Below are 24,629 nucleotides of genomic sequence, written 5' to 3' on the forward strand. Positions count from 1 at the left end.
CCTTCATCCTTTCTCCTAATTGGCATCGAACACAGCAAGTAAAGTGTCTACGATAAAAGCAATATCCTCGTCCGTCGAAGAGAATGGCGGACTTAACGTAAGAATGTTGGCATAGCCAGGCACGGTATCGCCATTTTTTCCGATCAACAGCCCTTTTTGCTTGCAAGCCGCTATAATGCTCATCACGCGCTCTGCCGTTGCAGGCTGCTTGGTCTGCACATCTTCCACTAATTCAATGCCCATTGCCGATCCAAAAATTCGAATTTCACCTATGTGCGGATGATCCAGCAATGGTTTCAAGCCGTTTTTAAAAACGCTTCCGATCTGAGCGGAACGTGCCACTAAATTTTCCTTTTCTAAAATTTCGATATTTTTCAAGGCCACAACACAAGAAACCGGATTACCGCCGAACGTGTTAATATGGCGTAAATGACTTGTGGGTTCCTGGCTGTTTTTGAACGAATCATATAATTCCAAGGAAACAGCCGTAGCGGACAACGGTGAGTAAGCGCTTGTCATGCCTTTGGCCATCGTCACAATGTCAGGTCTGACACCGAAATTGAGATGACCGAATTTCTCACCGGAACGGCCAAAACCGCAAATCACTTCATCAACGATGAGCAAAACGTCGTATTTATCACAAATGCTGCGAACCGTTTGCATATACTCGTCCGGCGGAATAATCATGCCTCCACCCGTAATAACCGGCTCCATAATGACACCGGCAACGGAATCTGCGCCTTCCCAAACGATGACATCCTCGATAGCTTTAGCGCATTGCAAGCTGCAGCTCCCTTGCTTTTGGCCGAAAGGACAGCGGTAGCAGTAAGGAGGCGGAACATGCTGGAATCCTACCCCAAGCGGTTCATATTTCAGCTTTCGCTGTGCTTGCCCCGTTGCCCCTAATGCCCCCATCGAATTCCCATGATAGGCGCGATGCCTAGAAATGAACTTGTGTTTCGTTGGTTTCCCATTTTGATGAAAGTATTGCCTCGCGATTTTGAAAGCCACTTCATTGGCATCCGAACCTGAGTTAGAGAAAAAAATGCGGTAGTCACCATCCAACCACTCATTGATTTTGGCTGCAAGCTCGATTGATGGGATGTGAGATTGCACCATGGTGGCATAGGCAAGCTTCATCATTTGTGCAGCGGCCGCTTCGGCAATTTCCTTCCGTCCATGGCCTACATTCACGCACCATAGCCCGGACATACCGTCCAAATAACGATTGCCATCCACATCCGTCACCCAGCTTCCTTCACCGGAAGCAAGGATCATGGGGTTTTCGTTATGTGCAGACATATGGTGCCACACATATTTGCGATCTTTCTCAAGCAGCTCCTCCTTAGTGGGTAGATCACTCATTTCATTACTCTCCATAGTCAGCCTCCTCTCCTCAGAATTCTTGCAAAAAAACCCTTATCTTATTTCTATGTGCAGAAAGAGGTAGACATCCCTTGGAGTCATTGTTAAATCTATATTTCATTCCGTTTTATGTGACTGACCTTGGTATAAACTGGTTCGAATGTCTGCGGATAGCGCAAGAAATGGGTCCAATTCCCGTGTTTGTGCGGTGCGTTCCTCTCCAAAGTCAACGGAGTGAATCGAATGTATCCGTCCAGGATGAGCCGTTAAAACAATGATTCGATCAGATAGGAAGACCGCTTCGGACACGCTATGGGAAACAAAAACGATCGTTTTCTTCGTTTTCTTCTTAATCGCAAGGAGCTCGACTTGCAGCTTATCCTTCGTGAACGCATCCAACGCTGAGAAGGGTTCATCCATAAATAAAATGGGAGGATCCAAGGATAAAGCCCGGGCAATCGCAACTCTTTGCTGCATGCCACCGCTTAACTGCCAAGGGTAATACTCTTTAAATTTCGTTAAACCGACCGTTTCAAGCAGCTGATCAACCATATGCTTATACTCCGAGCGGTTTTGGCCTAATACCTCTAGTGGAAGTTCAATATTTTCCTGCACAGTTCGCCATTCAAATAAAGCCGGTTGCTGCAGCACAATGCCGAACTTTCGGCGCAAACGTACTTCTCGCGGATGCTCTTTCTCAATAAGAATCTGACCGCTGGACGGTTGCAATAGGTCTGCCATAATACGCAGCAGTGTTGATTTTCCACAGCCTCGAGGTCCAAGTAAGGATACGAATTCATTTTGGTGCACATCGAATGTAATGTCCTGGAGGACCGTCACCTGCCTCCCTCTTTTTCCGAACACCTTGCATACACCATCCAATGATATTTCCACCTTTTGCCGAGAAAGCTCTGAATTCATCATGCTCCTCCTCAACTTGCCCTTATCATCGCGTTATAGATGTGTTATTTACAATAACTGTATATGTTATATTATATAACACTCGGGATTTATTTCATTATACAAAGTGTTCCGAAATTCATGAATCAACGTGACAGAATGTAAAATCCCTCCTCTCGAATTCAAATAACCCTGTCTCATTCAAGAGTCAGGGTTATCATATACGTTACATAATTAATATTATGTAAACAAATATTCATGCTATATTTTAACCGTTGGTTCTAGCACTGTAAGTGTGTTATCAAATGTATTGAGATCCACCATAGCTCCGATTGGAATGGCTGCCTTGTAGTACCCATGCGCTGTACTCAAATTCGTCATAAGAGGTTTGCCTAGCGGATACATGACACCGTTGATTAGATCATCGTAAGTCGTTGAATACGAAACAGTACAATTGGTGCATTGACCCATGATAATCCCTTGGCAATGTTGGAACTTACCGGCCATAATTAATTGTGTCAAATAGCGATAAATCGTGTTCGATGGTTCATGTGTCTCTTCGATCAGCACGATTTTGCCTGTTGTATTAATTTCATACGGTGTTCCCAAGGATCCTACGAACGAGGTTAGATTACCACCGACAATTTGCCCTCGTACATTGCCTTGAATTAAGCTTTTTAGCGGAATCCCAGGTGGATTTTGAATCACCCTTGTTTGTGATAAAGTCGACGTCGCCGAGAAAAACTGATCAAAGCTATACTTAGGTGTGTTAGGGTCAAAATCAATTAAAAGAAGACTTTGGAACGTAATTAAGTTTGAAAATTGATTGAGGATATTCAATAAGATCGTAATATCGCTGTAGCCTGTTATAATTTTTGGATTTTTGTTAATCAACTGATAGTCTAAATACGGTAAAATATCTCTTACCCCTGTGCCTCCCCTAGTCGGCAGTATCATTTTGACCTGATGATTTGAAATCATGGCCATAAAATCTTCTGCACGCTGTTGAGCCGTTGAAGCAACAATGCCATCATAGGAATACGCATATTTCCCAACAAGCACCTCAAAACCCATACTTTCAAGCGTCGCTATTCTTGCATCAATGATACTAGCGTCAAGCGGACTTCCTAAAGTAACAATTCCTATGGTGTCACCACCACGTAACATGGGGGGCTGAATGGTCATTTGCATGCCTCCTACCAATGCCCTTGTATTGCAAAGGTTTAATCTCTCTGTTGCCTTATATGCGCCAAAAGAGAAATATATGACCTCGATGATTATTTTCCATGTCCCTATATCCCCATTCCAGCTGGGATAAACGCGGTAACGCGATTCATTGCCTCTTGCTTTTGTTTATCGGCAACGTGTGTATAGATCTGAGTTGTTTGTATGCTCGCATGACCTAACAATTCCTGCAAAGTTCGAATATCTGTTCCTGCCAGTACCTGCATCGTAGCAAAAGTATGGCGCAGCTTATGGCTGGAAATGGACTTTCCTTGCAGTTCAGCATAGTGCTTCTTCAGCTCCTCGAAATGTTTCTCCGCGATCGTTTGAATCATCCGTATGCTGATTCGGCGCCCGAATTGCGATACGAAAAATGGCTGCTCACCTTTATTCCGCGAATCTAGCCGCTCTGCCAGCGCTTTATTCAACACCTTGACCAATTCATCCGGCAGCGGAATTAAGCGCCATTTCCGACCTTTACCATAAACAAGCAGTGACTTGGTCGTCAGGTTAAAATCCGCGGTATTTAATCGATGCAGTTCGCTAACCCGCAAACCTGCATAACTCATCAACAGAAACATCGCCACATTGCGAATTTGATATTTCCCCTCGATCGATTGCAGGAAAACGGACAGCAGCTGCTCGCTTAGAAATGTTGGAATCTGATTTTTCTCTACCTTCGATTTCTTTATGTGGAGAGATGGGTTGCTAGACGCCAATTGAAGATCGATCAATGCTGTGAAAAAAGTACGGATCGATGACAAATATCGATTACGTGCCGCATCGCCCGCCCCTCCCTGACGCATTTTAGTTAAAAAACGCATGATATCAATCGCCTCTATGGTGGATAAAGCTTTTTCCATCGACGAAAGAAATAAACGAACATCCCCCAGGTAAGCTTGCTGTGTTCTTTTGGTAAACCCCTGATCCTTCATCCAGGTATCAAACAGCTCCAAATAGTCGTCATCATACTCCAATCCTTGTCCCATCTTCGTTCACTCCGTCCGTTAGAATCTAAGTTACGTTAAATATAGATTTAGTGCAATTTTTTTAACGGAAAAAAGCGGCCGAAACCGGCCGAAAAGTGTGCTAATCTCTAGGGTATTCCACTTTCATAATATCCATAAAAGGAACTTTATCCAATTCCCCATTGCTGGTTTCCATATGTACGCGACCTGTTCGTGAATCCATCGTCTTGATCAGTCCACGCACCTGCTCTTCGCGTCCCCATACCGTAAGGACGATCTCTGAGTTTTCCATCTTCGCTTCCGACAGTTGATTCCCAATCTCTTCTAAAACAAACTCATCGCGTGTTGGTCTTTTTGCAACTTTCGCTTTTGCCATTCTCGTTCCCCCTGCGTCCTCATCACCTTGCCGGTGATATAATTTCTTTCACTCTTCCTACTTGTCCATCGGTTAGTCTTACTTTAATCCCATGCGGATGTGTCGGTGAATTCGTTAATAAGTCTTTCACAATTCCTCTTGTTAGCTTTCCGCTCCGTTGATCTTGTTTCAAGACAATATTGACTTCGATTCCCGGCAGGACATCTTTACGATTTTGCCCATTCATGATGTTTGAGTCGCCTGCTTTCTTTCCAGATTGTGCTTCATTATACCACATATTTCACGCATTCCCTACCGGAAGTGCGAACATAAGTAAAACCCTTTACAGCTCACATGTTAACTTATACGATGATGGATATACCCTACACGAATTGAAGGAGCTTTTCCTATGAGTAGATCATGGCCTCTGCCTGCAAAACCTTGGATCATGCATCAAATATGGAATGACTTGTTATTCGCTCATTGGCCAGTGCCTGTTGAAATCATAAGAGAACGAATCCCTTCTCCTCTTTCGATAGATACCTTCGAAGGAACGGCTTGGATAGGTGTCGTTCCTTTTCATATGACAGGTGTTACTCCCAGGGGCATTCCTGCACTGCCTTATTTCTCGTCATTCCCGGAAATCAATGTCCGTACTTACGTCACGATTCACGGGAAGCCTGGCGTATACTTCTTCAGCTTAGAAGCCCATAATAAATTCGCTGTCGAAGCGGCGCGCACTTTATTCCATCTCCCCTATTTTTATTCGCAAATTGAAGTGAAGAGAACATCAAATAACACTACGTTATACCATAGTGTTCGTCAAGATCCGCGCGCTCGGCAAGGTGAGTTTTTAGCGGAGTACCGCCCCTCCTCCCCCATTCGCCATGCAGTAGCTGGAACATTAGAGTACTGGCTTACGGAACGTTACTGTCTATATTGCCAGGATCGCCGCGGAACGATCTATCGGGGAGAGATCGATCACGATCTATGGCCTTTGCAATCGGCAGAAGCTGAAATCTCCATGAATACGCTGCCTGCCTCATTTGGAATAAAACTACCGGAGCAATCACCTCTCTTACATTTTGCCAAACAATTAAAAGTGAAGATATGGGCTCTTGAGAAACTAAACGAGCATTTTAGCGACGAATAGTGTTCAATATGGTAACTTGAAATTAATTAATGCCATTAATGAATAGTGACATTAATTAATCTATGTATAGAAAAACTCTGTATAGCGCATCCCTTAAAACTCGAAAACGCTAAAAACGATAATACTATTCCCATGGATAAAATGTTCAGATATAATAAATATAATTAATGTCATTAAATTTACACAATACTAGTAATACCTTAGAAATATTACGGAGGTAATATGCGATATGCCAAAGATCATGGACTATATGATCAGTCCTTACCCATTGAGAATCATTACTTCACCCATCGATTCCAGTAAGCTAAAGCTGCAATCTTTGATTATTACAAACGTTGGCCACTTGCCCGGACGTATCTCTTTTCGCCATCAAGCAACATTCTCCAAATGGGCATTTATTTATTTGTCCGGAGGCAGTGGCTCCTATCAAGCTAATAACGGACCGGTACAATACGTGGAAAGCGGAACTCTGCTCTTCTTACGACCAGGCGTCATTTATAATTATGGTCCCGATCAAGGCGGTTTTTGGGATGAGTATTATTTTACTTTTGAGGGCACTCGTATCAAGGAATGGCTTGACAGTTGGTTAACAAATGTCGACGAAGCGAAACAAGTCGGTCATGAAGATGCTACCCAACACAACCGGATCGAACGGATTTTCATGCTGATGGAAAGCGGATTACCTGATAACATCGATCGCGCCGCGCTGCTTGTGGAAACGTTGCTTTTTGAATTTATGCTGAAAGCCCAAACTACATCCCAGACGACAAAAACACAACAGGTCATTGACATTATGGACGACCTCGGGGATTCCCTCTTTCAGCCTTTCGATGCGAAAAGTATCGCCAAACGGCACCACATCTCGATTTCTACACTACGCAGAGTTGTGAGTGAATATACAGGCTATCCGCTCAACGCTTATATCAACCGTTTGAAAATAGCTGAAGCGAAAAACATTCTCCTCAATACAGAGGATTCAGTCAAAGAAGTGGCCGATTCTTTAGGGTTTAAAGATGTCTTTTACTTTTCGCGATTATTTAAAAAATACGTCGGCGTGGCCCCTCTTATTTACCGAAACAATATGCAGCTTTAAATTTGTTTACATAACATTAGTTATGTAACTATTTAATTATCTTTTTTTAAAAATGAGTGCTTCGTCCTAGTACGACTTGTCATCGAGCTACATATGATATCTCAGTAGTAAATCTTCCCAATCGGGAGGTGAATCCAAATGACACTAGCACTTACAGGATGGATGCTCTACGCAATGTTTGTAGTTCTTGGTTTGATGGGCCTAAGCTTCTTATACAACTTATATACTGCTCTCAAAGCCGGTTCGTTCTCCAGCGACTTATTTCTCTCTTATTTGAAAGATTTACTGTTCTATGTGTTCCCATTATTCATGCTTTCCAACATGATGGCTCTTGACCCTACAGGTTTCTTACTGTTGATCGGCTATTATCTTGGCGCACTCGGAGTTGCACTCAAATATCTGGGAAGCTTTAAAAAATAATTTGTAATCGCATTCAAAAAATGCGCATGATATGGCTCATCTTAAGAGCCAAAAGCAGCCATGAGATCATGGCTGCTTTTTTCATTTTCTAAGAGTAAAAACTTTTCTCCAAAGAGACCTAATTTCCTTAAATCAAGTTAATGTTCGAACCGGGGAACCAGCTAGATATTCTCTAATATCCTCAACCACATCTCTATAAAAAGCCTGATAATTCGCTTCGGAGACATAACCGATATGCGGTGTAGTCAAAAGATTCGGTAACGATCTGTACGCATCGTCTTTCGGCAGAGGTTCCACCTCGAATACATCAACTGCGGCGCCTGCGATCCAACGATTTTGCAAGGCCTCGGCAAGAGCTTCTTGATCTACGATAGGAGCGCGAGACGTATTGATCAAGTAAGCCGAGGGGCGCATACGCTTGAGATCCGCCGCACCGATCAACCCTCTTGTCCTGTCGCTGAGAACAAGATGAATCGACACAAAGTCGCTGCTCTCTAGCAGCTCCTCCTTCGAATTAGCGAATCTCACGCCAACTTCGTCGGCTCGCTCTTGCGTTAAATTCTGGCTCCATGCCACGACATCCATGCCGAAAGCTTGGCCAAATTTGGCGATCTTGGTGCCAAGTTTGCCAAGGCCCAGTACGCCAAGTGTCTTGCCGTACAAATCTGTTCCAATCGTGCTCTGCCACTGACCATTGCGAATGGCGTTATGCTCTTGCACGATGTTGCGTGCAAGCCCTAGAACCAAAGCCCAAGTGAGCTCAGCGGTTGCATTGCCTGCGCCACCCGTCCCGCAAACGGTGATGCCTTGCGCTGCAGCAGCGTCCAAATCAATCGAGGCATTCCGCATGCCTGTTGTAACTAGAAGCTTTAAGTGAGGAAGCCGCTGAAGGAGAGATGCGCGGAAAGGAGTACGTTCGCGCATAATCACAACAATTTCGCAGTCGGCGATTAGCTCGACAAGCTCATCTTGCTGATCGATATGCTGATTGATGCTTTTGACCTCCACTTGGCCCGTAATCGTTGACCAATCTGCAGCGGTTAAAGCTACTTGCTGATAGTCGTCTAATATTGCACAGCGAAGCTTCATTATGTAAGTGCCTCCTTCATCGTACATGTAAGTATACCAATTTTAAGTATATTCCTGTCGAGAGCACCTTGCAAACCGTGCGCAAGTTTGACATTCATTTCCACCGAATAAAATAGACACTGGCCACAATTAAGTGTCAGTGTCTATTCTTAGCTTATCTAGTTACCTTCAGCGGAGATATCGCCCAATCGGGCGAAACGCCTCGCAAACCTATGCGACCGTTAAGAAACGCATTCGGATCCGTCCAACGGAGCAAAGGCTCTTTGCTTGCATCGGAATAAACGGCAATCGTTGGTCCTTCCAGCTTCACGATAACCTTCCGGGTTTGGCCAGGCTCAAAGGTTAGCGAGCCCGATGCCTCTTCCACGGCATTTTCATAGCTGACTCGGCTTAGATTAACTTTACCGTTATGAAACGTAAGCGCATAACCCATGAAACCATCTTTAACCTGATCTTTAAACTCCGATTCATTCGTCGTCCTCAGTAGAATTACGGCCTCTTCCGCGGTAGCTTTTTTCATTGTCATCTCAAAGCTGACGGTATAGTCCGCCCAACCCCATTCACCGCCGAAACGATTGGCAATCCCTACTTGATTCGGCTTAACAACCGACTGCTCCGGCACCGGCACGGTTAGATTCGCTTCCACATACCTCAGGGTGGTTTCACCTTTCAGAAGACGCAGGGACAGCCATTGTGTCCCTTGCTTCAATTCAAATACCCCCAGTGGTATTTTCGTCCACTCCGAATCGGCTGCAAAAAAGGAGGAATCGAGTTTAATTTTCTTCGTCGCTCCATTCGTTTCAACCAATAACGTCGACCCTGCCGACGCTCTGGACACATTCACAGCCAACAGATAGCTGGCGTCCTGCCGAATATTGACCGGGTATCTGAGTCCATCGCCTTTGCTAGATAAGTTCACGGCATCACTGCCGTCCGGAGTAATTCCTGGACGAATAACTGGATGTCCCTCTTGAATACCATGAACAGCTTCCATCGTACCGGGCAGCGGTTTCACAGCTTTCCGATCGCTGCTGCCATTGAACTCGTTCGAAAAAGCCGTGTAATGCAAGTCCGGCTTTGTTCCCAGAGGCCATACATAGCCAATGCGGCCGGCCTTCGCCACCTCGCCGGAATATTCGATCTTAAGCAGTCCATCCCAATAAATCAGCGTCCCAGACTTTCCTGTCTCGACGCGGATTGCATGTAATTTCGTAAAATCCGTGCCCTGTGGCAGCTTCTTCGTGGAAACAACCGTTTCAATGCCATCCACACGATGGATGAGCGCAAGTTCCATCGAAGCTCCATTTATACGTACTGCCCAGTAATTCTTCGAATCCGTGTAGCCGAATATTGTTTCCAGCGAGTTTGGCGCATCACCCAGCTCTCCCACTCGGAAATTGTACTCAGCCGTATATTCGCTACCGGTACCTATTCGTGTCAGCAAGACCTCGCCACCATCAGTTGAATGAATCTTCTCCCATTTGTCATCGCTTGGTGATTGGCTTGGCTCGTCTCGGAATTCAGGCATAACGGGTGCTTCCTGCGGTGTTCCATGCGTCGGTCCAAGCACGGACATCTTATCGCCGTTGAATACAAGCCGATCCAGATTCAATTTGCGTACGGGTGGCCCTTCCGCAGAACGTCCCATCAGATTGTGATAGACGATGTAGTAAGAATCCAGATTAGGTCCCATCACTGTTGCACTGTGACCAAGTCCATTGAAATCGTTCGCTGTGGAAATCAGGATCGGATTATTTTCAGGAATGGTATAAGCGGCAGTGGGAGATTCATGATTAACGCCGTAATTAACGCGATAGCCCCTGCTGAAAACGTGATTACCCGTGTACGTTATGAAATATCGTCTATTTCGCTTGATGATCATTGAACCTTCCGTCCAGTGACCTAAGGAAGCATTCAATTGTTTTCCTGCTTCAATTGTAAATGGATTGGGCATTGAACTTATCATAATACCGCCGAATTTAGCGTGAGTAAAATACCATTTCTCATCATCATCCATAAAAACAGAACCATCAATCGTGAAGCCCAAATTATCCGTCTTTTTCACGAAGGGTCCGGTAGGCTTGTCACTTTGTAAGACGTAATGTCCTTTGCCCGCCGGCGAAGTGTACATATAGAACGCTCCGTTCCAATAGACAACCTCCGGGGCATACGCACCTTCACTGACGGGTTCTTCAGTAACCAAACCTTCGTAGCGCCAATTCACTAGATCATCCGAACTCCAAGCCTTAACACCGACTCTTCTGTCCTTTGTGCTGCAATATAGGTAGTATTTACCGTTAAAACGCAGAATGTAAGGATCTCCAATGCCGTAATCTTCCCATTCCTGATCCAAAACAAAGGGATTCTGGTAGGTCTGACCCAGGGTTACCTCCATCCTGTTCGCCTCCTCCCACCCCTGAAGTTGGGATTGCTTATCAACCACCACAATGACCAGGATTGTGGCACACATTGCTAGCGCTATGTTCCATGCTTTTTTCCATCGCAATCGGTTATCTTTTCCTCCCATTAGCGCGTGATTTCTAATACGTAGATAGACGCCGCTCTCAATGAACAGGTCACTTGCGATTTTATAATTTCCAAATAATGAGATTTGCAGATCACGGTTTCAGGATTTAACGCATCGTTAATGCTTTCATAATGGTCCGCAGTGACTTCCAGTAAGCGGGCAGTGCCTGTTTCAGCAAAACCGTTAAGCTGAATATCCGTCATCGTATCTTCGAGACTTCGATTCACGATAAAAATAGTCAACTTATCACCTTGTGTGTTCGTACAAGCGACAACATCCAAATTCGGCAGAGCATCCAAATGAGGAATTTGGATCGGGCTGTTTACTTGAAAGCTTTCGCAATCGGTATGGGATTCAACAACATAGCCGAGATCACGGTTCGCATACATTTTCATGACATAATAGGTCGGTGTGCCGTAAACGGTTAAGGAATTTTCACTTCTTCCGGAAGATTTCCCTCGAAATTGGTCCGCATAGAAATCCCCAACACGGATACATCCGCCAAGCCAGCCATTCACTAGGTCCGAAAAGCTGCCGATCTCTATCAAATCGCTATTTCGGATAAATTCATTCAGATTCGCTGCATTCGCCACAGCTGCTTCAAGTGTGTGTTCATTCGGCAGACCCTTGCGAATAGTGTTCGGATAATACATGGTGTTGTATTCCGTTACAGCCAATTTAATATGCGCATACCGATCAGATACTGCGAACAGTTCCCTCGTTTGACGTACGGTTTCTCTTGTCCATTCAGGATAAGAAACGATAGCTTTGTAACGCTCTTCGCTTAATGTACGGTGATTCATTCCAAAACGATTGCATCCGTGATATAAGTGCAAAGTTAAGTAATCAATGTGCTCGGCAGCTTTCTCCAATAAGGTTCTGTTCCAATCCATTTTGTCATCACCGCAGGCCAGCAGCTTAATCTCGGGATCGGCCGCTTTCATGGATTCGGCAAATTGCGTATAACGTTCTGCGAAGTGCTCCGCTGTGCAATGGCCTACCTGCCACGCTCCCCACACTTCGTTCCCGATCTCCCAGTATTTCACGCCATAAGGCTCGGGATGACCATTAGCCGCCCGAAGTTTACCCATCGGTGTGTCCACGCTGCCATTGCAATATTCAATCCACTCCGCTGCTTCTTCAGGAGTTCCAGACCCATCATTTACACAGATAAGCGGCTCTACCTTCAATTCCTGGCAAAATGCGATAAACTCGTCTGTACCGAAATATTTATTCGTCCAGCCACCCCAAGCTTCATTAATGACTGCAGGACGCTCATAGACAGGACCGATAGCTTGCTGCCAATGATAGGCACTAATATAATTCCCGGCCAGCCGCATCATACCGGCATTTAAGTCTCTCGTCATCTCCATCACTTCTTTGCGAACATTGCCTTCGCTACCAGAAGGGAGCAGCGAAATATGATCCAACCAAAGCATCCCCGTGGACACATGATCCAACCAACGTTCATGATCCGAGGGCACATATAATCTGAACTCAGCGTTCTCACAGTCCCGTTGTACTCGGAGACGTGTTTCATAATATTTCCAATTATGGCTTTCAATCTGGATTCGTACATGTCCGAGCACTTCACCACTCGACTTATCCACGATTTCCGCAGAGACAAATTTGATTTCCACAGAAGCTCTTGCAAACAGCGCAAGCGTATAGCCATCTTGATCTTGTTTGACGGCAATCGCTTGTCTAATCCCGGCATATCCCTCGTCGTCGCTATAAGTTCTAATCCGTTGACTATGACCGGAGTGACGGGCTGCCGCAGGTTCAAGCCCATACAGCGTACTTTTCCCATTTGTAAAAGGACGCCAGCTTCCTGAAAGCCCTCTGTACGCTACATCCGTACTTTCAAAATCCATATCTCTCAGAGGATAAGCCAGCATGGCATCCATATGATCACGGATATCCTCTACAAAATGACCGAATAGGTAAGGATTAATTGGATTAGTACGAACTTGATTTGTATTCACTTGAATGCTAGCTCTAGATTGCACCATAAACGCAACGCTTCCTTTCACGTTCTATCCTTTTAATGAGCCAATCATAACGCCCTTCACAAAATGCCGCTGTACGAAAGGGTACATCAACAATACCGGCAAACTGGAAATGATAATAACCACATATTTGATGCTTTCAGCTAATAGCACTTTAGATTCCAGCCCTACATTGCTATCGGCTGCGTCCGACTGACTGACCATGAGTACTTCACGCAGCACGAGTTGCAGCGGATACAAATCTTTACTGCGAATATAGATTAAGGCATTAAAATAGGAGTTCCAATGACCTACAGCGTAAAAAAGAATCATAACGGCCATAATCGGTTTCGATAATGGTAAAATAACATGGGTCAACAGCTTCCAGTTCGAACACCCATCCATATTAGCTGCTTCCTGAATCTCCCAAGGAATGCTGGTTTGAAAATACGTTCTCATGACAATTAAGTTATACGTGGCAATTGCACCAGGGATGACCAACGCCCACATCGTATCCACCATGCCTAAATTTTTCACGAGGAGATAGGAAGGAATGAGGCCCCCGCTGAAAAACATCGTAAGTGTAACGAAAAACATAATGCCACCACGCCCAGGCAAATCCGGTCTTGACAGCGGGTAAGCGGCAAGTGTCGTCATTATGAGGTTGATCGCCGTCCCGATTAACGTATACAGAATGGTATTTCCATAACCGTTCCAAATCTGATCGTTATGAAAAACGTTCCTGTATGCTTCTAACGTGATCTGCTTAGGCAGCAAGATGACATCGCCATTCAGCACTAGTGCGGGATCGCTGAAAGAAGCGCTTACGATAAAGATGAGCGGATACAGCACGATAACTACAATTAAAGCTGCCAGTACGTTTACAGCAACATCAAATACTCTTTCATCCGAGCTCCTCTTCGTGAGCGTTTGCATCTGCATCACTCGGCTCCTCCTACCATAAACTTGTCTCCGCCTTTTTACGGGCAAAGCGATTCACAAGAATCAACAGCGCAAGGTTGATCACGGAGTTGAACAATCCTATGGCAGCTGTATAGCTATATTCGCCTTTTAAAATACCCGCCGAATAGACGAAAGTGGAAATGACATCGCTGGACTCTAAATTCAAATTATTTTGCATGAGCAAAATTTTCTCAAACCCAACGTTCATGAAGTGTCCCACATCGAGGATCAATAAAATGACGATAACCGGCAGAATACCCGGTATAGAGACGTGCCATATGCGACGCAGCCGGCTTGCACCATCCATTTTAGCTGCTTCATAAAGCTGTGGATTGACTCCACTCAAGGCTGCAATATAGATAATCGATTGCCAACCCATATTTTGCCATATATTAGAACTGACAAAGATCGACTTGAACCATCCCGCAGAATCAAGAAATCGTACGGGTTCTCCGCCAATCGCCTCAATAATTGTATTCACTGGACCGCCTCGTGGAGATAAAAAGAGCATCAGCATCCCCACCATTACAACAATGGAAATAAAATGCGGAATGTACGTAATATTTTGCACGACTTTACTGAATGCTTTATTGCGAATTTCTGTCACCAGTAAAGCGAGCAGGATCGGGATCGGAAATGCAAATAATAAGGAAAATAAATTAATAGAAATCGTGTTCCACAGCAGTCTCCAGAAATAATAAGATTCTACGAAGCGTTTGAAGTGATCAAGCCCTACCCATGCGCTTCCATTGATACCTTTTGCAGGGCTGAAGTTTTTGAAAGCGATCTGCAGACCGTATAACGGCCCATAATGGAACACAAGATACCATACAATGGGAATGAGCAGCATAAGGTAGAGATCATACCGACTGCTCACAGCTTTCATGAGGCTGGAGCGCCTCGATTTGGGTCGAGACGCAGCGCCCGCTGTATTTGCCGTACTGTTCATCTTTTGTCCTCCAGCCGTCAACACTTATTTTTGCTGTTTGAGTTTATCGTAAGCATCTTGATACAGCTTCTGAAGCTCATCAATTTTCATTTTCTTCAGTGTGCTCTGAAACTCGCCCCACTTATCAAAACTAAGGGCACCCGCGATAAACTTCGTGCTCTGCTCCTCGTAATACTTATCAATATCATTACGCAAAATATTAATTTGTTGGGCTGTTTGCTCGTCAAACATCGGTGATGCATAACGAATCTTCGGCATGTACGGATCCAGTTTCTTTTGAGCTTCCTGAACCTGAGGCGGATTGATGTATGAAGCCACCTTCTCGCTGATCAAGTGCGGTGCTCCTCCTCCCGCGTACGGGGTGATTTTGCCTTGATTACCGGAATTCAGGAAAGCCTCTGTATAAAATGGAATCCCATCTCGCAATTCATAGTTCTCGCCCTTGCGACCAAAACGCAGCAACGTAGATCCTTCATCGCCATAGAAATAATCCACCCAACGCAGTGTAGCTTCTGGATTCTTATTTACGGAGGTGATGGCAAAAGCACCGAAATCCCTTGGAACCGGTTGCGCCAACTGCAATCTATCACCATGCGGCCCTTTCACTGGAGCTATACCGATGTATTGATTCGCCACTTTCGTATCCAGCATCGGATTATTCGTCTGATCAAAGAAGAAACCGGTATTTCCTGTTCCTTGCTTAGCCAAATACTGAGCTTCCTTCTGCGTAAATAGCTCTGAATCAAGCAATTTCTCGGAATACAGCTTATTTAGGTACATCAATAATTCCTTGTTCCGATCGTTGCCCATCCAAATATTCACTTTGTCGTTATCTAAATTAATGTTGTATCCCAACTGAAAATCCAACCCAAAGGATCCAGCCATGATAGGAACGATGCTGAGGCCATTGCGCGCTGTCATCGGGATTTCATCCTGTTTGCCGTTACCGTTCGGATCTTTATCCCGGAAAGCTTTCAGCACCTCATACAGTTCGTCCGTCGTCTCCGGTTCTTTCAGGTTCAGCTTCTTCAGCCAGACTTGATTCATCCAACGTTTATCGGTTCTGGCAGCGTTTACAGTTACGATACCAGGCAGGGCATAGATGTGACCCTCAGGAGTCGTTATCGCAGAGCGAATTTCCGGATAAGTATCCATCAGCTTTTTAATATTTGGCGCGTACTTGTCAATCAAATTCTCAAGAGGAATCAATTGACCTCCGGAACCGTATCGAATTGCCTCTAACGGTGTCAAGCCTGAGCGGTACAAAGCATCAGGGAGTTCATTCGATGCGAAAAGCAGGTTCTTTTTCTCATTAAAACCATCTGTTGGCGCTTCAATGAACTCAACTTGAATGTTGCTCATTTTCTCGTAATCCTGAAACACCGGCATGTCTTTAAACGGCCCATTGACAGGCGCAATTCGTGTGAACATTTTCAGCTTCAACGGTTCTTTGACAATCGGAAATCCTTCTGCAGATGCATTACTTGAAGTTTCACCTTTGGATTTGCCTTCTTTCTCTGTACTTGGCTTATCCGTGCTGCAAGCCGATAACGTCAAACTGGAAACAACTAAAGTAGAAAGTAGTACTGTCCCCCATTTTCTTTTCATTCTTTCTTTCCTCCGTTCATGTTGTTTTCCCCTTGTTAGGAAAGCGTTTTCTAAGGGTTGATCTCATTATAAAGAAAGATTTCGCCTTGCTGATTCAACATATATGACATTTCATTCTACTTTTTTGATGTTTTCAAATGATCGATATAGGCTTGCGGTGTCATCCCCGTCATGCTTTTAAACACTTTAAAAAAGTATGTATAGCTTAAAAAGCCTACCTCACTGCTTATTTGCTTTAGCGCAAAAGCGTCGGACTCCATGAGCATGCAGCTTTTTTTAATACGAACGCGATTAATATATTCGGTAAATGTCATTTGCGTTTCCTCTTTGAACAGTCTGCTTAAGTAGGACGGATTTAAATTGAGAGCACCGGCCGTACTTTCCAAGGAAATATTGGCGGCATAGTTATCCGAAATGTATTGGACCGCTTTGCCAATATGACGTGAGTAGGATCCCCCAGCTTGTTGTTCCTTAATGAAATCAACGATCCGTGCGTAATAAGACAATACCCACATCTCGATTTCGGAAACACTGTTCATCCGCCCAAATTCATTCCGTGTAGGGATAAGCTGCACATCTTCCCTGGCGATATGAGCAAATTGCCGTTTCAGTGACATCTCTACGAGTCGAAGCAATTCACTGACTATGGTTTGTACCGTCATTGCGTAGACAGGCTGATGTTTTACAGCAGCAAAGATGGTGGTGATGGTATGGCGGATCCTATCCCCGTCGAGCTGTTCCAGGTAGAGAAGCAGTTGCTTCTTCTCTTCTACAATCAGAGCATCTCTTAACACCGTAGGGTGCATACCTTGATATAAAATATCATTCATCTCTTGGTCGGCCTTGCGATAACTGGTGACAAGCTGCTTTAAACTCCCGCTTCGCGGGCCTATGATGCAGACGCATTTCAAATTAAGGAACTTCTCCAGGGAATGCGAGAGCGCGCTCGTGGCTTGATTAATTTGACTCGTTACCACAAGTTCACTTCGCTCCTCGGATGAGAACAGAATAATGAATCGTCCTTCCCCCACATAACCTACCGTTCGTTTCTGAACATCGCCAATTGCCATTTGCATCACATCCGTCGCTTGCTGCACGAACCTATTTTTCTGAACGTCATTCAACAACTCCGTGACTAACAGAAACGGTACGATTTGAACGGCGGCAGTTCCATAATTGACGGAATGCGTGTAGAGGTCATTGTCTTTGGCATAAGCCACCAATGTTTCTTCAGCGCCTTCAACATCTCTAGCTATATTCGCCACATGTTCGCGAAGTATTACCGGGCTTAGGCTTTCGATGATTTGAGTTTGCGCGCTGCGTGCTTTATGCTCCCGCGCTTCACTCTGCAGCTCCATGACGGCTCGATCCAGAAGTGCCAAGAGCGCGTTCGCGTTCAAGCGATGTTTGAGCAAATAATCCATTGCTCCATTCATCAGACAAGTACGAACATAATCGAAATCGTCAAAGCTGCTCAGCATAATCATTTTAACCATCGGAAATTGCTCTTTGATCCTGCGACTGAGCTCTACCCCATTCATCGTCGGCATGCTCACATCCACTATGGCAATGTGCGGCGTATGCTGCTCTATCATAGAAAGGGCTATAGCGCCGTTATGCGCTTCTCCACAAATCGTGAATCCATGCTTTTCCCAGTCCAACATTCCCTTCACATCGTTGCGGGCCAATGCTTCATCGTCAACCAATAAAACCTCAAACATCTTTCACCCCTCCTGTTCACTTCGCGTTATCATTGGAAATCTGATCTGCACTGTCGTATAGGCATCAGGTTCACTATCTAGAAAAACACCGTATGGCTCCCCGAAAAGGCGAACAATACGCTCATGGACATTGCGTACTCCCATGCCGCTGAAGCGTGTATTCGTGTTTGCTTCGAACAGCGCCTTAATCTGATCTTTCGACATCCCTCTGCCGTTATCTCGCACATCTATTCTTAATTCCTTGCTCTCCTCATAGATGCGAATCAACACTTCTCCCTCACACTCAGAGGCGGAAAGCCCATGAATAATGGCGTTCTCCACAATAGGTTGGAGCATCAGTTTCAACACGCTAAGCTGTAAGAGCTCATCATTTTCGACTTCAATCATCAGATGAACAGGTTCTACATATTTGTATTTTTCAATGGTGACATAACTACGGACATACTGAAGTTCTTCTTGCAGCGTAAGAAATTCATTCGTATTTCCAAGCACACCGCGCATGAGCTCAATTAAAGATTCAGATACCTCAACAATGTTCGGTACCCCGTTTAGCTTTGCTAAATATTTCACCGTATTCAGAGTGTTATATAGAAAATGAGGACGAATTTGAGCCTGAAGAACAGCAAGTTCCGCTTCACGCTTCTCCTTCTCCGTTGTCATGATTCCCTCAAGTAAACGCTTTAATTGTTCCACCATGCTTTTGAAAACTTGATACAGCTGACCGATTTCATCCTTGGAATGTATTTCGACAGTAGGCAGCGACATATTGCCTTCCATAACATGCATCATCATGGATCTTAATCTGCGAATATTTCTCGTCATGCGGGAAGAAACCTGTAAGGTGCCGATGACAATGATGATAAAAACGATAATAGCTACAGTAGCCAACATATGACGGATTCGCGCTGTTTCGGTTAATAGCGACTTCATGGGTACGAGTGCAAGCGTGGACCATCCTGTATACTCTGATTTGCGCATGACGACCAGATAAGAGGTTTGGTTAATGATCCTTTCAACCGAGCCATCTGTACCGTTAAGTTCCTGATTAAGCTTAATGATCGTTTCTCTACCCAGAGCGCTTGTGCTCGGTTGATAGATAAATTCGTTTTTCCTGTCTACGACGTATAACATACTATCCGAAGTAGGTTTAACATCATATATTTTCCTAACAATTTCGTCATTCAAATCGAACATGACCATACCGATTAAATTCCGGTTATAGCGGAGTTCACGTCCGGTCACAATCGAATTATTAAAGCCGGTTTGATGAAAATAGGCGTGGCCCGATCCATTTTGCAGCAAATCGTCCATCATCGGGGTGAATAAAATGTTCTTGTCGAGCCACGGGGAGCCCACAAAAAATACCTTTTCATTCAAGCCGATAACAGCTACCCGCGAGATGTACGGCTTATAGGCAATCAGGGCGGATAAAAACTCCTCGATCCGTTTTTGTTCCTGAAACCATTCGTAGCTCGGTTCCTCCGTTTTGCTAAGCAGTGTGTCCAATACAGTTTTATTCGTAGCAACCACCGTGTTTAATCGGCTTACTTCTTCTAATCGGAGATTCAAGGACTCGTCTGCCTGACGGATACTTTCTGTAACAGACTTAATCGCATTGTTCTTGACCGTTTCTCTCATATACAAATAAACGATGCTCGTCACGGCCACGATGCCTAGCAGTGTAACCAGACTGAAGGCGACGAAGATTTTCCCCTGAATGCTTACCGTAGGTGAAATTAACTTCTTCAAGGAGGAAAACTTCATAGGTAGGTGCTCCCTTCTACTGCGCTTAGATTAGAAAAAAACATGAACCCTGCCCGGAAGCCCGAGCTTGATTCATGCTTTTATATTACTCACAACTAGGCGTTATGCATAGCCCTTGTCCATCTTCCTCCGCTTGGAGAAGAACGATTCCCGGGCGCGTCCGGAATGGTGCCGTGCGATCGTTTCCAAAAAAAGTAGACCAAAGTCTGCCGTCTCCATCGATAAACATCGTACCGTGGCCTCCATGAGGCACCCCTACACGTCTAGGGGTGTACGGGCCGTAAATGTGATCCGCTACGGCATACATTAAATCATAAGTGCCGTCTACCCGTTTGTCGCCATTCCATTCCGCTGCTCCGAGGATATACTTCCCTTTGTATTTTACGATGAACGCACCTTCATAACCGACACGCTGTCCGTCTGAACTCAGCAGCTTGCGGGGATCTTCCACGAATCCCGTCATATTCTTTTTCATTCGCGCTATTTTCCCGTCCTGCCAGACGAAATACACCTCGCCATCGCTATCCTGGAAAAAGCTTGAATCAATATCCGTATTCGTCATGCGCCCCATATCGATATAAGGACCTTCGACGTGTCCGGACACGCTTTTGATTAACCCGGTGCTCCCGCCTTGTAAGGAATAAGTGATCCAAAATGTCTCATACAAATAAATCATCTCAGGTGCCCAGAGACATGGATTCTCATAAATATGGTTCTCCCATGTACCGTTCTCGGATAGATCCCATACTTTCGCAACATGATGCCACTCCTGCAAATCAGATGACCTCCACACGTGCAGCTGATCATTCCGGTACCAGAAGTTGCGATGCGGCTTATCGGATGTCCCTGTCAGATAATACGTGCCATCAGGTCCGGTGCTGATATGAGGATCTCGAATAGGAAAGTCAGCTGCCGGTTTGAGTCTGCCCACGGCACCTTTCTCCAACACCACGCCATCCGTCGGTCTTATGAAACCAGGACTGGCAAAAGTCATTGGAACGACAGCCGGATAATACTCAACCAATGAATATTGACCACTACCTGTAAATGAGGCATAGAGCTGATGTTCGGGTCCATCGAATAGACTAATCTGCCCTCCATGGGGAAGAGCCAAATATCTCCGGCTGTAGGGGCCATAGATCGATTGGCTCACAGCAACAAACGTATCCGCAGCCTCGCTGCCCATCCGAGCAAAACGATCGGCACAAAACATGGCATAGTATCCATCCTGTTTGTATAAAAAAGCACCATATGCTCCGACTTGCACATTGCCGGTATACGATGGATCATCTTCTCGTCCTGCGACTTTCCACGGCTGTACCTCAATCATCCTCGGAATTTCGGCTAAGCCGGTCATATCCTCTTTCATGCGCGCAATTTGACCATTGCTGTAGACCCAATAGACAGCTCCGTCTTCGTCCTCAAATAACGAGGCATCCTGCCCATCCGTTGTCATCTTTCCCATATCTTCGTATGGCCCCAACACGGAATTCGACGTGCTTTTAAGCAATCCGGTACCGCCTTGGCTTAACCCGTAAGTAACCCAGAACGTTCCTTTTACAAAACGGATTTCCGGCGCGCAAATGCCAGTTGTGCCTGTCCCTTCCTTTTGCCATGTCCCCTCCAACTCTAAGCTCCATACGCTAATCGGGTCTGTCCATGTCTTCAAGTCCGTCGAAATCCACACTTGCACATTTGTGCCATCAACCGTTCCCGTCAAATAATACAAATGGTCCGGTCCGGTACAAATACTTGCGTCCTTCAAAGGAACATCAATCAATCGTTCAATGCTTACCGCATTTTCTGAATAGCTGGTACAGGCAGCCCATTCCGTTTCAGGATGTGGAGGCTGTACGATAAAATCGTTCTGCATTGGATCCTTCCTTTCGTAATCGAAGAGTGCCTCAGATAAGTATAACATGCTTTGTATAAACTCTTAATATAGAAAGCTGCGCATGAGGTGAGGAAAACGGACATCGAACCGCTTGCTTGAGCCTGAGGGAGATAAAATCACGGTTTATTTTCAGGAGAGTAGCCATAATAGTTGCGAAAAGCTCTTGAGAATGAATATAGACTCGGATAGCCGACACTATAAGCAACCTCCGTGATTGTCCGATCCTTTAAAGCTATCAACGCTGAAGCCTTTTCCATTTTCAGACGGTATAGATAACGATTGGGTGATACGCCTATGCGCTTCTTGAAAATATCAGAGAAGTAAGATCGATGAACCCCCGCCTCTTCAGCAACCTCTTTGATGCTGATTCCTTCCAACGCATGCAGCTGCATAAAATCAAGTGACCGTTTTAACCATGGGATGTCATCTACGTTCGTTTTCCCATCGTTTATCGTCGTTCCTTCTTTCATAAGAGCAGCAAAAACTCCATATAACTTTTCCTGTAGCTCGGTTGAAAAGCCGATGTCTTCAGTTTCGTCCGGTTGTTGATCCGAGATGAACTGTAGGAAGGTATCTATTTTTGCCCAAACTTCCCGACTGCATCTTGCACGTAATACGGGAGTTGTTTGTGTTAATCCAAGCGAATGCAGAAGCGGTAAAGCTTGTGGACCTTGAAAAGCTATCCAAACAAGCTTTAAGGTCTCTTTTTGTTCATAGATACGATAGGAATAGGATTCATCCGGGAAAAAGCAGCAAAGATCATTCGATTGAAGAATCGCTTCCCCGCTTTCGGTTTGAAGAAGTAATTGGCCTTCAACCACGAAATGCAGGCTGTAGCATTCAATTCTCTTAGGCCCGACCTGATAGTTCGGTTTGGCAACGTTATGACCAACACGAATACACCACAAGCCGCTCATTTTTATAAACTCATTAGGATTTAAATAATCGTGTTGTGCATATTCGTGGGGATATTCCTGCATCGCATATTCACCTCAAAACTTAATAGATGGCTTCAAGATCATCATACCTAACAAAATGTTAAACGTATACGATTCTATGATATTTTAAAATTGACACTCACCCCTTATTCTTAATATATAATCACGAAATATGGAGGAGTTATTGGATGAAGAAGCCTAATATTTTGTTAATAACTAGTGATCAGCAGCATTGGAATACGTTAGGTGCTTTTAACTCGGAAATCAAGACGCCGAATCTGGATCGTTTGGTGAAGGAAGGAACGACATTTACTCGTTCCTACTGTCCAAACCCAACTTGTACGCCGACTAGAGCATCCATCATTACAGGTATGTATCCAAGTCAACATGGAGCATGGACACTTGGCACGAAGTTGTTAGAGAATGTTCATACGGTCGGTGAAGATTTTCGTGAAGCCGGTTACCATTCTGCACTTGTCGGTAAAGCTCATTTTCAACCATTAGCTTCTACTGAACAATATCCTTCTCTCGAAGCCTATCCGATCTTACAAGATCTTGATTTCTGGAAAAAAAATAATGGACCCTTCTACGGCTTCGATCATGTAGAGCTAGCCCGTAATCATACGAATGAAGCGCATGTCGGCCAACATTACGCCCTTTGGATGGAAGAAAAGGGCTGCATGAACTGGCGTGATTATTTCCTGCCCCCAACCGGGACGATGGATCGCTCCATTCTTCACAAATGGCCTATTCCAGAGCAATATCACTACAATACCTGGATTGCTGAGAGAACCAACGCGCTTCTGGAGCAATATAAAGAAGAAGATCAAAGCTTTTTCCTTTGGTCCAGCTTCTTTGACCCTCATCCGGATTATTTGGCTCCTGAACCGTGGGATACGATGTATGATCCCGATCAGTTGACCATTCCAGAAGTCACGCCTGGTGAGCATGACCAAAATCCACCGCATTTTCAATTAACCCAATTGGAAAATCCCGATTTTCAACCTTGGCATGAAGGTGACTATGCGGTACATGGCTATCATTCCCATTCAGCCTTATTTTCGGAGCATGACCGCAAACAGCTGGTCGCAACGTACTATGGCATGATCAGTTTAATGGACAAATATATTGGAAATATTCTGAACAAGCTTGATGAACTGGGTCTTGCGGACAATACAATCGTAGTATTTACAACGGACCACGGGCACTTCTATGGTCAACACGGCCTCCAGGCCAAAGGCGGCTTCCATTACGAAGATCTTATCAAAATTCCGTTCATTGTTCGGTATCCCGGTCAAGTTCCTGCCGGCGTTACTTCGCCTGCCATTCAGTCATTGGTAGATTTGGCCCCTACCTTTCTCTCTCTATGCGGTATTACGATTCCTCACCATATGACAGGTGTAGATCAGTCACAAGTCTGGCGCGGTCAGCAAAGCCAAGTTAGAGATCATGCGATTTGCGAGTTTCGTCATACCCCGACGACAATTCATCAAAAAACCTATGTGGATGAAAGATATAAAATTACCGTGTACTATAACCAAACCTATGGGGAAATATTTGATTTGCAAGATGATCCGGGTGAAATCCGCAATTTATGGAATCTTCCTGAATATCAGATCCTGAAGTCGGAGCTTTTGTTGAAATATGCCTGGGCGGAATTAGGTAAAGAGTCTATGGCGATGCCTCGGGTTTGGCATGCCTAACGAGGAT

Annotated in this window: 20 protein-coding genes; 4 read left to right on the plus strand and 16 right to left on the minus strand. The window is 44.9% G+C overall.

Translation table 11 applies throughout. The features are described 5' to 3' along the window. Nucleotides 1-15 precede the first annotated feature (15 nt). The 6 genes from ACUN27_RS19375 to ACUN27_RS19400 all read right to left on the minus strand — a co-directional run bounded on the left by ACUN27_RS19375 (nucleotide 16) and on the right by ACUN27_RS19400 (nucleotide 5,059). Entirely contained in the window at nucleotides 16-1,380 is a 1,365-nt protein-coding gene (locus tag ACUN27_RS19375; RefSeq protein ID WP_445559445.1) for an aspartate aminotransferase family protein, read from the minus strand. Nucleotides 1,381-1,482: 102 nt separating this feature from the next. Continuing rightward, nucleotides 1,483-2,286, minus strand: a complete 804-nt coding sequence (locus ACUN27_RS19380; protein WP_445559446.1) for an ABC transporter ATP-binding protein — start codon at nucleotides 2,284-2,286, stop codon at nucleotides 1,483-1,485. Between the two features lie 240 nt (nucleotides 2,287-2,526). Next, nucleotides 2,527-3,450, minus strand: coding sequence for a S66 peptidase family protein (locus ACUN27_RS19385; RefSeq protein WP_315950159.1), 924 nt, complete (start codon nucleotides 3,448-3,450; stop codon nucleotides 2,527-2,529). Nucleotides 3,451-3,557: 107 nt separating this feature from the next. Next, entirely contained in the window at nucleotides 3,558-4,478 is a 921-nt protein-coding gene (locus ACUN27_RS19390) for a tyrosine-type recombinase/integrase (RefSeq protein ID WP_315950157.1), read from the minus strand. A gap of 100 nt (nucleotides 4,479-4,578) precedes the next feature. Beyond that, on the minus strand, nucleotides 4,579-4,833 hold the full coding sequence (locus ACUN27_RS19395; RefSeq protein WP_315950156.1) for a YolD-like family protein: 255 nt from the start codon (nucleotides 4,831-4,833) through the stop codon (nucleotides 4,579-4,581). Between the two features lie 22 nt (nucleotides 4,834-4,855). Next, nucleotides 4,856-5,059, minus strand: a complete 204-nt coding sequence (locus ACUN27_RS19400) for a YwbE family protein (protein ID WP_315950154.1) — start codon at nucleotides 5,057-5,059, stop codon at nucleotides 4,856-4,858. A gap of 162 nt (nucleotides 5,060-5,221) precedes the next feature. Between ACUN27_RS19400 and ACUN27_RS19405 the strand changes: the two genes are divergently transcribed. The 3 genes from ACUN27_RS19405 (at nucleotide 5,222) to ACUN27_RS19415 (ending at nucleotide 7,478) form a co-directional block, all read left to right on the plus strand. Continuing rightward, complete coding sequence (locus ACUN27_RS19405; RefSeq protein WP_445559447.1) at nucleotides 5,222-5,965, plus strand: YqjF family protein; 744 nt, start codon at nucleotides 5,222-5,224, stop codon at nucleotides 5,963-5,965. Nucleotides 5,966-6,194: 229 nt separating this feature from the next. After that, on the plus strand, nucleotides 6,195-7,058 hold the full coding sequence (locus ACUN27_RS19410; protein WP_445559448.1) for a helix-turn-helix domain-containing protein: 864 nt from the start codon (nucleotides 6,195-6,197) through the stop codon (nucleotides 7,056-7,058). Between the two features lie 138 nt (nucleotides 7,059-7,196). Continuing rightward, nucleotides 7,197-7,478: a hypothetical protein gene (locus ACUN27_RS19415; RefSeq protein WP_315950149.1), complete on the plus strand. Its 282-nt coding sequence runs from the start codon at nucleotides 7,197-7,199 to the stop codon at nucleotides 7,476-7,478. A 132-nt stretch (nucleotides 7,479-7,610) separates the two neighbouring features. On the opposite strand, the gene ACUN27_RS19420 is transcribed toward ACUN27_RS19415, so the two are convergent. From ACUN27_RS19420 to ACUN27_RS19465, 10 genes are all read right to left on the minus strand, one after another. Next, nucleotides 7,611-8,567, minus strand: a complete 957-nt coding sequence (locus ACUN27_RS19420) for a D-2-hydroxyacid dehydrogenase family protein (RefSeq protein WP_445559449.1) — start codon at nucleotides 8,565-8,567, stop codon at nucleotides 7,611-7,613. Nucleotides 8,568-8,721: 154 nt separating this feature from the next. Continuing rightward, on the minus strand, nucleotides 8,722-10,962 hold the full coding sequence (locus tag ACUN27_RS19425; protein ID WP_445559450.1) for a family 43 glycosylhydrolase: 2,241 nt from the start codon (nucleotides 10,960-10,962) through the stop codon (nucleotides 8,722-8,724). 131 nt (nucleotides 10,963-11,093) lie between these two features. Next, a complete protein-coding gene (locus tag ACUN27_RS19430) occupies nucleotides 11,094-13,106 on the minus strand; it encodes an alpha-L-arabinofuranosidase C-terminal domain-containing protein (protein WP_445559451.1) in 2,013 nt (670 codons plus the stop codon). Between the two features lie 24 nt (nucleotides 13,107-13,130). Next, complete coding sequence (locus tag ACUN27_RS19435; RefSeq protein WP_315950410.1) at nucleotides 13,131-14,024, minus strand: carbohydrate ABC transporter permease; 894 nt, start codon at nucleotides 14,022-14,024, stop codon at nucleotides 13,131-13,133. 13 nt (nucleotides 14,025-14,037) lie between these two features. Then, nucleotides 14,038-14,994 carry an ABC transporter permease gene (locus ACUN27_RS19440; protein ID WP_326060441.1) on the minus strand — a complete coding sequence of 319 codons (957 nt, stop codon included), beginning with the start codon at nucleotides 14,992-14,994 and terminating at the stop codon, nucleotides 14,038-14,040. Between the two features lie 24 nt (nucleotides 14,995-15,018). Next, a complete protein-coding gene (locus ACUN27_RS19445) occupies nucleotides 15,019-16,602 on the minus strand; it encodes an extracellular solute-binding protein (protein WP_445559452.1) in 1,584 nt (527 codons plus the stop codon). A gap of 116 nt (nucleotides 16,603-16,718) precedes the next feature. Continuing rightward, on the minus strand, nucleotides 16,719-18,323 hold the full coding sequence (locus ACUN27_RS19450; protein ID WP_326060442.1) for a response regulator: 1,605 nt from the start codon (nucleotides 18,321-18,323) through the stop codon (nucleotides 16,719-16,721). A 3-nt stretch (nucleotides 18,324-18,326) separates the two neighbouring features. Beyond that, nucleotides 18,327-20,087, minus strand: coding sequence for a cache domain-containing sensor histidine kinase (locus tag ACUN27_RS19455; RefSeq protein ID WP_445559453.1), 1,761 nt, complete (start codon nucleotides 20,085-20,087; stop codon nucleotides 18,327-18,329). An 85-nt stretch (nucleotides 20,088-20,172) separates the two neighbouring features. Further along, nucleotides 20,173-21,960 carry a family 43 glycosylhydrolase gene (locus ACUN27_RS19460; protein WP_445559454.1) on the minus strand — a complete coding sequence of 596 codons (1,788 nt, stop codon included), beginning with the start codon at nucleotides 21,958-21,960 and terminating at the stop codon, nucleotides 20,173-20,175. 137 nt (nucleotides 21,961-22,097) lie between these two features. Beyond that, complete coding sequence (locus ACUN27_RS19465; RefSeq protein ID WP_445559455.1) at nucleotides 22,098-22,961, minus strand: helix-turn-helix transcriptional regulator; 864 nt, start codon at nucleotides 22,959-22,961, stop codon at nucleotides 22,098-22,100. A gap of 146 nt (nucleotides 22,962-23,107) precedes the next feature. On the opposite strand from ACUN27_RS19465, the gene ACUN27_RS19470 reads away from it, so the two are divergent. Continuing rightward, nucleotides 23,108-24,622, plus strand: a complete 1,515-nt coding sequence (locus tag ACUN27_RS19470; protein ID WP_445559456.1) for a sulfatase family protein — start codon at nucleotides 23,108-23,110, stop codon at nucleotides 24,620-24,622. The last annotated feature ends 7 nt before the right edge of the window (nucleotides 24,623-24,629 follow it).

The sequence above is a fragment of the Paenibacillus sp. WC2504 genome (assembly GCF_052682475.1).